14 protein-coding genes are annotated in these 12554 nt (G+C 36.2%); 1 reads left to right on the top strand and 13 read right to left on the bottom strand.

Translation table 11 applies throughout. The annotated features are described in order from the left end of the window. Nucleotides 1-39: 39 nt before the first annotated feature. The 13 genes from KBF89_02130 to thrS form a co-directional block, all read right to left on the bottom strand. A complete protein-coding gene (locus KBF89_02130; GenBank protein MBP9115123.1) occupies nucleotides 40-711 on the bottom strand; it encodes a hypothetical protein in 672 nt (223 codons plus the stop codon). A gap of 79 nt (nucleotides 712-790) precedes the next feature. Then, the gene (locus KBF89_02125) at nucleotides 791-1540 is read right to left on the bottom strand and encodes a YebC/PmpR family DNA-binding transcriptional regulator (GenBank protein MBP9115122.1); all 750 of its coding nucleotides are present in this window, start codon (nucleotides 1538-1540) and stop codon (nucleotides 791-793) included. Between the two features lie 21 nt (nucleotides 1541-1561). After that, nucleotides 1562-2167 (bottom strand): pyridoxal 5'-phosphate synthase glutaminase subunit PdxT, encoded by a 606-nt coding sequence (pdxT, locus tag KBF89_02120; GenBank protein ID MBP9115121.1) that lies wholly within the window; start codon nucleotides 2165-2167, stop codon nucleotides 1562-1564. Between the two features lie 39 nt (nucleotides 2168-2206). After that, nucleotides 2207-3061, bottom strand: a complete 855-nt coding sequence (gene pdxS / locus KBF89_02115) for a pyridoxal 5'-phosphate synthase lyase subunit PdxS (GenBank protein ID MBP9115120.1) — start codon at nucleotides 3059-3061, stop codon at nucleotides 2207-2209. A 31-nt stretch (nucleotides 3062-3092) separates the two neighbouring features. Then, nucleotides 3093-4124 carry a DUF3048 domain-containing protein gene (locus KBF89_02110; protein MBP9115119.1) on the bottom strand — a complete coding sequence of 344 codons (1032 nt, stop codon included), beginning with the start codon at nucleotides 4122-4124 and terminating at the stop codon, nucleotides 3093-3095. Nucleotides 4125-4148: 24 nt separating this feature from the next. After that, the gene (htpX, locus tag KBF89_02105; protein ID MBP9115118.1) at nucleotides 4149-5060 is read right to left on the bottom strand and encodes a zinc metalloprotease HtpX; all 912 of its coding nucleotides are present in this window, start codon (nucleotides 5058-5060) and stop codon (nucleotides 4149-4151) included. Between the two features lie 46 nt (nucleotides 5061-5106). Beyond that, nucleotides 5107-5667 (bottom strand): LemA family protein, encoded by a 561-nt coding sequence (locus tag KBF89_02100; GenBank protein ID MBP9115117.1) that lies wholly within the window; start codon nucleotides 5665-5667, stop codon nucleotides 5107-5109. Nucleotides 5668-5703: 36 nt separating this feature from the next. Continuing rightward, nucleotides 5704-6879: a glycosyltransferase family 4 protein gene (locus KBF89_02095; GenBank protein ID MBP9115116.1), complete on the bottom strand. Its 1176-nt coding sequence runs from the start codon at nucleotides 6877-6879 to the stop codon at nucleotides 5704-5706. A gap of 1 nt (nucleotide 6880) precedes the next feature. Continuing rightward, complete coding sequence (locus KBF89_02090; GenBank protein ID MBP9115115.1) at nucleotides 6881-7762, bottom strand: hypothetical protein; 882 nt, start codon at nucleotides 7760-7762, stop codon at nucleotides 6881-6883. A 15-nt stretch (nucleotides 7763-7777) separates the two neighbouring features. Further along, complete coding sequence (locus KBF89_02085; GenBank protein MBP9115114.1) at nucleotides 7778-8497, bottom strand: CDP-alcohol phosphatidyltransferase family protein; 720 nt, start codon at nucleotides 8495-8497, stop codon at nucleotides 7778-7780. Nucleotides 8498-8554: 57 nt separating this feature from the next. Next, complete coding sequence (locus KBF89_02080) at nucleotides 8555-9100, bottom strand: hypothetical protein (GenBank protein ID MBP9115113.1); 546 nt, start codon at nucleotides 9098-9100, stop codon at nucleotides 8555-8557. After that, on the bottom strand, nucleotides 9100-9633 hold the full coding sequence (locus KBF89_02075) for an HIT domain-containing protein (GenBank protein MBP9115112.1): 534 nt from the start codon (nucleotides 9631-9633) through the stop codon (nucleotides 9100-9102). The genes KBF89_02080 and KBF89_02075 overlap by 1 nt, the downstream gene beginning before the upstream one ends. A 1-nt stretch (nucleotide 9634) precedes the next feature. Further along, complete coding sequence (thrS, locus tag KBF89_02070) at nucleotides 9635-11629, bottom strand: threonine--tRNA ligase (protein ID MBP9115111.1); 1995 nt, start codon at nucleotides 11627-11629, stop codon at nucleotides 9635-9637. A 160-nt stretch (nucleotides 11630-11789) separates the two neighbouring features. On the opposite strand from thrS, the gene KBF89_02065 reads away from it, so the two are divergent. Then, on the top strand, nucleotides 11790-12554 hold a 765-nt coding region (locus tag KBF89_02065; GenBank protein MBP9115110.1), incomplete at its 3' end, for an alpha/beta fold hydrolase.

Genomic DNA, 12554 nt, shown 5'->3' with positions numbered 1-12554 from the left:
CCATTAGATCATATTAATTTTGAATATTCTATGTTCTATCTATATATCAAATAAGAACTTACGTGTTATACGTATAGGGGAAAGAATTATATTTGCAGGTAATTGTAATATTTTTACCCAAAGAGGTATTGAAAATGCTTGTGCTTCTCTTATATTTCCACTTGAAACAAGACTTGTAAGTGATTCTACATCTAGACTTTCTACAGTATTTGAATCCATCCCAACTTCTGATGGAGAAACAAGTGGTTCATAGATAAAGTTTTTTGAACTTAACGGTTCAACGTAGTTTTGTAATGCTTTTTCAATTGTTTCACTTAATATTGGTGAGAATATCTTTTCTAAATCTACATCTAGTCGTTTAATAAAGCCTTTTCTTGTGAGCTCACAATCACAATATATGTATTTATCATCTTCGCCTTTTAAGGATATACGAATAGTGGAATCCAGTTTTCCTTTTCCACGTTTATCATTTGAAGTTATATTAAAAATAGTAATTAAATTATCAAAATCTTTATCTATCAATAAACATGTACCGTTCATATTTAATCTATAAAAACCAAGAGTCACAACCTTAAAAAAATTCATTTCTTCATCAGAAATTAGGTTAAAAGTTTCAGAGTTTGAATCAACTAACGATCCCATATCGCTAATAGTTTTAAACGTCGAAATTTGTTCACCGGTATAAGGTATTTTCAACTCGAATTTATCCATGCCTAGATGTTAGTTCGAAAAAAGATAGTAATGTGCGATGTTAAGAAATTGTTCAAATCACTCAGGATAAAAACATCATTTAGGAGAGTTGTTCAATAATCTCATCGCTAATATCGCAGTTTGCGTATACATTCTGCACATCATCATGTTCTTCTAAAGCATCGATAACTTTCAATACGGATTGAGCATGATCAGGATTTTCAATAGGTACCAAAGTTGTAGGCAACATTGTTAGATCATCTGAAGTAACTTGGAATCCTTTTTCGATAAGTGCAGTTTTAACTGCAAATAAATCATGGCCGTCTGTAACTACTTGGAATCTATCACCAAGATTATTTAGATCCTCAGCTCCAGCTTCTAATGCAACTTCCATCAATTCATCTTCTGTAGTTGAATCAATAGGAACATCAATTACACCTTTTCTTGCGAATTGCCAGGCGACTGCTCCAGGCTCGGCAAGAGAACCTCCAGCTTTAGAAAATATAGTTCTAATTTCTGGGCCTGTACGATTCTTATTATCTGTCAATGTTTCAACGTAAATTGCTACACCATGGGTTGCATAGCCTTCATAATTTATTGCCGTATATGAAACACCTTCGATTTCACCTGTACCTCTTTTTATTGCACGATCAATGTTGTCTTTTGGCATTGATACACCACGAGCTTTGGATACCATTAGTCGTAATGATGCATTGGCTTCGAGGTCTCCTCCACCAGCACGGGCCGCAACTTCTATCTGGCGCGCCATTTTTGCAAATACTTTTCCACGTGCAGCATCTGCAGCACCTTTTTGATGTTTGATGGAAGACCATTTAGAATGACCGCTCATATTATCCCCTTGCATTTCCTTCTATTGTGTACATGCTAATCGCTTTATTAATGTATCTACGAAAAATCTGTGTAGAGCAGAATCATTAGTTACTTCATTATGAAAAGTTACACCTATTGCACTTTGCGACTGTACTCCTACGATTTTGTCTTTATATTTGACTATCGCGTTAACATCTTTTGAAATTGAAATTATTTTTGGTGCTCGTATAAATGCGACCTCAATTTTTTCATTAGTTGGAATTAAATCGACTGTAGCCATGAAGCTATCTTTTTGAGTACCATAAGCATTTCTTTGTATCTCACAATTCAATATCTTTTTATCTTGAGAAAGCAAGATAAGCCCTGCACATGTACCGAAAGCAAATAGTCCTGAATTTATTTTTTCAAAAAGTAGCTTGCCCAAGCCACTACGTTCTAAATGTTTATTTAATACCGTAGATTCACCACCAGGTACAACAATTGCATCAATATTTTCTAAATCAATATCTTTAAGAACAAGCTTGGTCGTAATAGCAATATCATGTTTTGCGTAATCTAAAGCAATTTCTTCAAACATCACTTGATGTAATTTAAATGCTCCTTGTAAAGCTAAAATCCCAATATTTAATTTTATAGACCTATCCACGACATCCTACATTTTTAAAACTGGTTGAGAGTCTGATATTTACCAACCGCGATTCTCGAACTTTGTTTCAGGATCTGTAATACCGACCATAGGAACTCCTAGGTTTGTAGATACTTTACGCAAAAGGTCAGCATCCTTATAATGTGTTGTTGCTTCTACGATCGCTAGTGCGCGCGGGGCTGGATCATCTGATTTAAATATTCCACTACCCACGAAAATAGCTTCTGCACCTAGTTGCATTACTAATGATGCATCTGCCGGTGTTGCAATTCCTCCAGCACAAAATAATGGTACAGGCAGTTTAGAATTTTCAAGTACAAGTTCTAAAAGCTCTAAAGGTATGCGTTCTCTGTTTATATATTCAGTTTTCTCTTGCGATTTTGCATCTTGTAATTTTTCGATATCTGAATGTATAGAACGTAAATGTCTTACTGCTTCAACTATATTACCAGTACCTGCTTCACCTTTAGATCTGATTAACGCCGCACCTTCATTAATACGACGTAATGCTTCACCAAGGTTTGTTGCTCCGCAGACAAAAGGTATTTCAAAATCATGTTTGTTAACATGGAATGCTTCATCTGCTGGTGTAAGTACTTCTGATTCATCTATAAAATCAACACCCATAGCGGCTAATATCTGTGCTTCCGCAAAATGGCCTATTCGAACTTTTGCCATAACGGGAATAGTAACTGATTTTTGGATTTTTTCAATCATGGCCGGGTCACTCATGCGAGCAATACCACCATCTCGTCGAATATCTGCTGGTACTCTTTCTAACGCCATAACCGCACAAGCACCTGCTTGTTCAGCAATGATTGCTTGTTCAGCATTTACAACATCCATTATTACACCGCCACATAACATGTCAGCTAATCCTGTCTTTAGACGCATTCTTGAAGATTGATCCATTATTTTCTCCTAATTATTTTAATGTTACAGGCGTTTTTACACTTGCAAGTTCAACCCAAGTTTGTCCTGGTGTCAAAGCTATAACTTTTCCATTTGAATCTTTAAATTCAGCTGGATTTGCACTACTCGGACGCTCCCATGTTCCGGTGATTACTTTACCATCCCGAAATATTTGTACTTTACCTGTACCGGTAGTTAATCCTTCTGACTCAGAAGGATAGACAATTGTTTGTACGACTACATTTGACACGCTAACTTGTGTTCCTTCGTCATCAACTACTGGTTTCGTCCCATAAAATCGTAAATATTTATTAGTTGTTGAATCATATACCCAGGTGCATGCAAAACCTGCTCCGAATCCAATTTCAAATTTTGTTGATATTTCATCAGTGATTGGTACTTTTTTTGAATAAGTAAATTGTGGTTTAGGAGGTACTGGCTTTCCACCTTTTGTAAACATCGTTGCTGTTTGGACATAAAGATTATTTGGCGCGCCACGTGATGGATCTCTTTTCATTGCATCACGAGATGAAGTTTCATTAAGAGAAAGTACGCCTTTAGTATCTTTTATCTTTGACTCATTAGCTGGCGTTCCGCCACTATATGCAAATATTCCACCCCAGTTTAGTGAAATATTTGGGTCCATACCCCTAACGCTTCTTACTGGCCCTATACGCGCTGGTACTTGTGAATTGAAAATCCCCATGTAACGGGTAACTTGACCTTCAACTATTTCTTCATAGACTATGTCAGCTTGAGTGATACCAGCTTGAGGTCGGGCTTCAGTATTATTGCCTATTTTTACCGCTAATGCTGGGCGCGTAAGTGATAGCCCAGTTTCATCAACCAGCCCTGTCAGTGGAGCTTTTACATCTTGTTTTTTTATAGTAGTAGTTGTAGTTGCACTAACTTTTTTATTTGTTTTTTTATTATCACTGCTTAATGCATTAAATCCAAAATACCCAGCAATAAGAACGACTGGAATAACTCCCATAGAGATTTTCATTGCTTTCGTTGCAAAGATTGATTTTTTTTCGTCGAACATTTATCTCCTTAGAATAAATTCCATTTACATTTCTTTTAATCTTGCAATTCGCTCATCAAGTGGCGGATGTGTAGCGAAAGCACGGGCAAACCAACTTGGTTTCTCAGTTTTTTCACCTTCGTCCATGGGTTGTTCTATCCACATTGAAGAAGTAACACTTAATCCTTTTTTAACTTCTGAAGTATCAGATTTTAATTTTTCTAATGCTGATATTAGACCAGGCGGGTATCTAGTTAACGATACTGCAGAAGCATCAGCCAAGCATTCTCTATTTCGAGATATAGAAAACTGCAAAAGCCTTGCTGCAAACGGAGCGAGTATCAACAATAATAATGGCAGTATCAATAGTACAGCACCAAATGGGCTGTTGTTTGAGTTCGAATCTCTTTTAGATTTTCCACCACCAAAAAATGACATTCTCATACCGATTTGAGATAATACAACAATTGCACCAACGGCAGTGACCGCAATTGTTGAAATTAAAATATCGTAATTTTTAATATGTGAGAGTTCGTGCGCGATGACACCTTCGAGTTCTACACGGTTCATCATATCTAGCAAACCAGTTGTTACTGCAATTGCACAATGTTTAGGATTACGACCAGTCGCGAAAGCATTTGGGGACGGATCCTCTACAATATAAAGTTTTGGTTTTGGCAAACCAGAAGCTATACAAAGCCCTTCTACTAGATTATGAAATCTTCTATATTCATCCTTGTCGGCTGGTTTAGCATTAGCTGCCATTAAGGCAACTTTGTCTGAATAAAAATAAGAAAAAAATGACATAAAAATTGCTACAATAATCGCAATTATTACGCCAGCAACTCCATAACCTAATAAATAGTTAAAGGCTAAACCCACAGCAGCTACTAGCAATATGAAGGTAAATAAAACTAAAAAAGTTTTTTGTTTATTTTTTCTAATTTGTTCGTACATATATATTTCGGTTTATAAGTTATGAGTTGAATACTGCAATTTTAGTTTATGAATCAAATTTAACTTCGACATTTTGCTTATCAGCTTCATCGATTTCAAAATATTCCCTAAGTGTAAATCCACCAATACCAGCAACAATATTTGTTGGTATACTTTGAATCTTTGTGTTGAGAGAACGTACTTGATCATTATAAAATTGACGTGAATATGAAATTCGGTCTTCAGTCGAAGTCAATTCTTCTTGTAAAGCTAGAAAGTTTTGATTTGCTTTTAGATCTGGATATGATTCCGATAAAGCAAAAAGAGATTTCAATGCACTGGTAAGCATATTTTCGTTAGCTGCAGTTTGTGCAACACTTCCACCTGTTTGCATTGCCGCATTACGTGCGTTTACTACATCTTCAAATGTTGACTTCTCGTGTGTTGCATAACCTTTGACCGTTTCAACCAAATTAGGTATCAAGTCATGACGTCTCTTTAATTGAACGTCAATTTGTGACCATGCATTATCTACTCTATTTCGTGAAGTAACGAGGCTATTATATAGCCCAACAAAAATTAGTACGAGTAGTAGAACTACCCCAATTATTACTAAAGCTACGGTCATCTATATTCCTTTCAAATTGATACATTTTTAAGTTTACTACACCAGACTCCTATGCAGTTCTATCGCAGATTCATAAACATCCCTATAGTTTTCAACAATTTTTTCGATAGAAAATTCCTTGACTCTTTTTTTGGCATTTTCTTTTAATTCATCTCGCTTAGGCTTATTCAAGATAAGTTCTTCCAAGGACTTGCGCAATAAATCTACATTACCTGGTTCTACTAATATAGCTTCTAAATTATTTCTAACTACCCCAGCATATCCAGGAATATCTGACGCTATTATCGCACAATCAGATACCATTGCTTCTAGAAGTATTATCCCAAAACTTTCTCCACCAGTTGCAGGAGCTATGAGGATTTCTGCTGATGCCAATCTCCTTTTTAACTCTTTATCATCTACTCGACCAACAAAATGTATTGATTTACAATGTGTAGTCTTAGAAATTAATGATGCTGTTTCTTCACCAGAGCCAGCTACCCACAGATCGAAGTTATTTTGTGTAATTTCAGAGTCTAACCATGCATCAATGAGAAATCTTAAACCTTTGCGGTCTTCGTGTCTACCGACAAACATTACTATTGGTTTAATGTGGGGCCACTTTACAATATTTTTGTATTCATTTATATTTATTGCATTAGCTATTACTTCATAATCGCCGGGCATAAATTTTTCCGCCAATGCTTTGGCTTCAGATGACACACAAACTTTTATTTGCACTCTCGAAATTGCGCCTCTGGCTGGTGCTTGAAAATATCTTAACGCTTGTGAACCTTCGCCAGCCGCATGAAATGTAGCAACCATTGGTAAATCTGCTCCTAGCATTGCAGCGATTGTTGGACCCGGGATCATGGGTTCATGAAGATGCAATACATCTGGCGTAAAATTATATATAGCACCTAAAGTCATAGACGTAACATCAATACCATCTGCAATTGGTGCCAATGATCCGTTACCACGTATTGCTCTTGTTGTTCCAACTGGTATTATATATTGGTTCGGTGGAACTCCATCACAAGGAGCGATTATTCTTGCATCTATGCCAGCCTTGCGTAGAAATTCCATTTGCAAAATAACTTGATTTTGTACACCGCCTGGTATCGACATTGAGTAGGGACATATTATGGCAACTCTAAGGGGAAATTTTGAAAGATCAATATTTTCTTTCTTGTCTTTTTTTAGAAAGGATGGAACAATGTCGTCTATGTCCATATTATTCCCACTCATTTTGTAACACATGATATTGACTAGGGTCCCGCAAAATCATTTCTTCAAAATCTTCGAAAAGTTTTTTCGAAGTGTTATATATTATCTCCTTTTTATTATCACCTTTTTGTAGTTCGCATTCTGGATAAAAAACAATGGTTAAAGTAAAATCATGATTTAAATATGTTGCTACCGGTACTATTACTGCTCCAGTTAGATAAGACAATGTGGCAGGTCCTTGAGGCATAGATTTATCTCTATCAAAAAACTTATGAATTTGACCATTTTTTGAAATATCTCTGTCAGCGACTAAACAAATAGTGCGACCTAATTTCAAACCTGTAATTAGTTTTTTTGTTGGATTATCATCGTGTGCTATAACTTCCATCCCAGCTACTTCTCGAGATTTAGTAAAAAGGTTAAATAATTCTGGTGGTTTAAGTCGTTCGGCAACTACCAATGGGATTGTGCCAGTTGTACCTAACCATGCTCCTGCAAGTTCAAAATTACCAAGATGGCCAAGCGCAAGGATTACCCCAGAATTATTTTTTAATGCTTTTATAACAGCATTATCATAATAATTTTTTCCTTCGACATTTATGATTTCAGAAATATCTTTAGAACTACGATTAGAACTTATCCAAAAAACATCTACCCAATATTGAGCATAATAATTAAGCACTTTTCTTGCACGTAATTTCAATTCACTAGCATTTAATTCTGGAGATATTATTCCCTGTACATTCATTATGTTTTTTAACATTTCTGTTGGTATAAGGCTAAATAATGAAACTAGGTATTTAGTAAATAACATCACAATCCTACGAGGAATAATTTTTGTTATAGCTGTACCTATTTTTAAGGAATACAACATTTTGTTATTAGACATTTATATACCAATTATCTAATTATCTGAACCATCTTGTTGTTCATGATTCTGCTTACGAATTGATCGGCGTTTAGCCTTATTTTCTGCTCTTTTTTCAGTGAATAAATCATACTTTGCTTGCAGATCAGCAAGTTTGCTTGCGAGACCATTTGCTTGTGTAGCGAGTTTCCAAACTTTAATATGTCTTTGAATAAGCGTAATTGAACCCAACACAGCAATTATCCATATTCCAATCCACAAGTATCCAAATACAATACTCACACCAAAGACAATAAGGCGCTCTGCTCGCTCCATTATTCCACCCTTTATTTGGAATCCTATGGCTGCCGCTAGGGCACGAGCATAGGAGATTAATAATGAAACTGTTAGAGCAATCGCGCTTAGTGCAGCCATAAACGCTTGAGATCTCTCACCATGTGCATAAAACCATACGGCTCCAGTGAAAAGTGCGGCATCAGATATACGATCGAATAGAGAATCTAGAAATTGGCCTCTTGAATTAACTTTTCCACTAGCTCGGGCAATTGAACCATCGAGCAGATCTGGGATACCAGCAACTAGAACCCCTAAGCCTGCAAGGACATGGTGTCCAGTTGCTACTGCAACTCCTGTTGCTATTGCTACAAATAAACCTAGTACAGTTAGCATATCTGCTGAAATTCCACATTTGTATAAGAAAATTCCTATTGGAGATGTTATCTTTTCCGCGTATTTACGGCCATGTTGGTCAAGCATTACAAGGTCCGTCCCTGCAATAATTGCACAAAAGGGTTATTTACACATTGGGAAGAGTTAAACATTTGTTGACTTCGATCTCTTAGCTTGGCCTTTGACTTTTGTATCTTGTTCTTCCATATCAAAGAATGTTGAAGTAATTTGTTTTGTAACTGCACTAATTTCCACTAAACCTCTTTCAGTTGGAGGTTCGTCGCTAGAAAATACAACGACGCGCCATGTAGGTTTTGATGCCCATCCGGTAAAACATAGTTGAGCACTTGCATGACCTACAGAAAATGGTGCTTGTGAAGCTGCAAGTACTAACGCATCTATATCTTTAGCATTTAATTCCCAACCTAAAAGAAAAAATAGCAATCCAATAATTACAGAAATAATACCCGAACCTATTAAATAATTATTAGCAGAATTAATACCTAATCCTATAGTTATTAGGCCTATTGAAATTATAAATGCTGCGGCTGTTTTTCTTTTTCTAGGAGACGGAAATTGATAGGGTCCAACATGTTTTGTCACATCCAGATCATCTGGTAAAACATCTACATGCGCTCTTTCATCCAACGTAGATTTTTCCACACTGCTAGCAATTGTTTTCTTTAGCATTATTCTGACACTCTTTCGTTTTCGGGCCACAAATTCCAAATTCGTTCATAGCTTGATTCTAAAGTCTCTGGCAATGCCCGCGTATTTGCAACTGTAGTAATAAAGCCACTATCTGCCATCCATCTAGGCAAAACATGCATATGCATATGTCCAGGTATACCAGCACCTGCTGCTTCACCTAGATTGGCACCTATATTTATACCATCTGGATTATAAACCTCACGCAATATTTTACTAGCAGTGTTTGTTAGTCGCATAACTTCATTTCTTGTATGGTCAGAAAAGTTTTCCAGATTCTGATGGTGTTCTAATGGAACTACCATTAAATGACCATTCGAATATGGATATAAATTCATGACAACAAAACATTCTTTTGTTTTTGCTATCACATAATGATCTTTACCCTCTTTAGCAATTTCACACAATATACATTCAGCTACATCTTGACCTAATCGTCGTTGTATTGATGCTTGTGCAGATCTTTGAACATATTCACTACGCCATCCTGCCCATAATTGATCAATGTGTGCCATATTATACCTCGATAGATTTTGAGTCAATATTTTCTACTATACCTTTTGTAAATGCTTCAAGTTCCACATCTCTTTCAGGTTTATCATGGCCTCGCTTATTTACACCGACAGTATTATTATTAATATCTTCATCGCCAACTACCAAAATATATGGAACCTTGTCAGTTTTTGCTTTCCGGATTCGTGAACCTAAAGTTTCAGACTCAGCACTTGCAATATATGCGCGTACACCTTGAGATTTCAATGAGTTTATAACTTCATGTGCGTAATCCTCGTGACGATCTGCTACTGGTGCAACTATTACTTGCTCTGGCGCAAGCCAAACTGGAAAGGCTCCAGCATAATGTTCTGTTACCATTGCAAACATACGCTCAACAGAACCAAACAATGCTCTATGAATCATTATCGGTCGAACTTTTTCATTATTTGAATCAACATATTCAAGTTCAAATCTTTCTGGTTGATTAAAATCAACTTGAAGTGTAGAAACTTGCCAACGTCGACCAATTGCATCAGTCAAATGTATATCGATCTTTGGTCCATAGAAGGCTCCTTCACCTTCCGCGATTTTGTATGTTAAGCCAGATTTATCTAATGAATTTTTTAGAGCTTGCTCCGCCATATCCCAGTCAGCTTGCCCACCAATAGCTTTTTCTGGTTTAGTTGAAAGATCTGCTTCAAACTTTTCGAAACCTAAAATACGCAACATATATAGAACAAAATCTAAAAGCTCATTTAAAATTGGAACAACTTGTTCCTGGGTACAATAAATGTGGCTATCATCTTGAGTAAAACCTCTAGCTCTAGCAGTACCATGCATTTGGCCTGATTTTTCAAAGCGATAAACAGTGCCAAGTTCAAAAATACGTATAGGTAATTCTCGATATGAACGTAATTTAGATTCAAAAATTAAATTGTGCATAGGACAGTTCATTGGTTTTAAATGATAACTTGTTCCTTCTGATTCAAGCCCAGGATACATGCTCTCTCTATAGAAACCTAAATGTCCAGACTTTTCAAACAATTCACTTTTAGATATATGAGGCGTGTAAGCAAATTCATAACCTGCCTTTACATGTTCAGCTCGAGAAAAATCCTCTAGCTCTTTTCGAATTATTGCGCCTTTTGGATGCCACAAAAATAAACCCATACCAATTTCGCTTGGTGAAGAAAATAAATCTTGTTCAGCACCAATTTTTCTGTGGTCGCGTTTTTCTGCTTCTTCTAACATAATTAGGTATGCTTCTAGTGCTTGCTTATCTTCCCATGTCGTACCATAAATACGTTGCAGCATTGGGCGCTTTTCATCACCACGCCAATATGCACCAGCAAGTCGCATTAGTTTGAAAGCTTTAATGTAACGTGTCGATGGAACGTGTGGACCAGTACACATATCAACATATTTGACATTTCCATCTTTGTCTACATTTTCGTAAAAGCTAATTTGGTCTCCACCAGCAAAATCTACTGAATCTTCTTCAATTGACTCAGAAGCTGCGCTAACTTTATCTATAATTTCAATTTTAAATGGTTGATCTTTAAATTTGTTTCGGCCTTCTTCAATTGATGTTTCGCCTCGAACAAATTTCTGATCGTCTTTTATAATCTCGCTCATACGTTTTTCGATACGAACTAGATCGTCATCACTAAAACGTTGATCATTTGGTAATTCGAAATCGTAATAGAAACCTTCTGCTATTGCTGGACCTATTGCATATTTGGCACCTGGAAAAAGATCGAATACTGCTTGAGCCATTATGTGCGCGCTTGAATGCCTCAATATTTCACGACCATCATCGCTGTTAGGAGTTATTATTGAGATGTCGCCATCATTCTCTATAGCTTCATTTAGATCAACAATATTGTTATCCACTTTTATTGCTATTGCAGCTTTAGCTAAAGAATTACTGATACTTTTTGCGAAGCCATATCCGGTAATTCCACTTTCTGATTCTCTTATGGATCCATCGGGTAATTTCAATTTTATATTTGGCATAGTTCTAATAGGTTATCAGGAATGCAAACAATATTTCGCAGTAATTGTCTTGAAATACGCTCTTTTTCATACTGAGAGAATTATATATTGCACCCATCCACCTATTTGCTATTAGTTGGATCTATATTTCTGTAACCATACTTGTTCTAGGGGGCGACGTATGACTACAAATTTTCTTCCTACATCTCATTTATCTAATTTGAGGAACCGGAAAATAACTGCTGGAAATGCAATTACACTATCTCTCGCTTTGGTATCTACATCGATTCCATTAGTAGTAAAAACTAAAACACACTTCGACCTGAAACCTGCACCTAGAAAAACACGAAAACTTCAAAACCCAACATTAATTATTCCCGGTATAACAGATTTAGGAAAAAAAGTCGTGCCATTACGCAACCATCTAAAAGATAATTTTATAGCGGCGCATATTTGGGGATCAAAAAGAAATAATGGTCCTACTAGAAATGGAGTTCCCAAATTAAAAAATGTTTTTAATAAATTTTATGAAAGTTCAGGAGAACCAGTTGTCCTAATAGGCCATTCATTCGGAGGATTAATGTCATTATTTTTAGCACGCTTATACCCTGAAAAAGTTAAAGCAGTTATTTTATTAGCATCACCTTGTCAACTAGGTTTTAATGATATTGCAACTAATACTGGCTTTGGGAACTTATTCAAATTTATCCAAGCAGGTAAAAAACTATTCGATCAAGATGTTCTTCGCAATTGGGTCGGTGAACAAGACCGAATCCCCGTGTTAGATGTTCCTATTATTTCCTTTGTTTCATGTGATGACAAAAATGTAAATGGCTTTAGTTGCGAATCACCAATTGGCCCATTAAATAGGACTATTTATATTAATACTAATCATTCTGGTGTGAAAAACCATCCTGCTACTAAAGCTGCTTTAGTATTTCTATAT

The sequence above is a fragment of the Acidimicrobiia bacterium genome (assembly GCA_018057765.1).
Taxonomy (GTDB): domain Bacteria; phylum Actinomycetota; class Acidimicrobiia; order IMCC26256; family JAGPDB01; genus JAGPDB01.
Note: the sequence above shows the minus strand (reverse complement) of the source record. Positions and strands in the feature narration are given on the sequence as shown.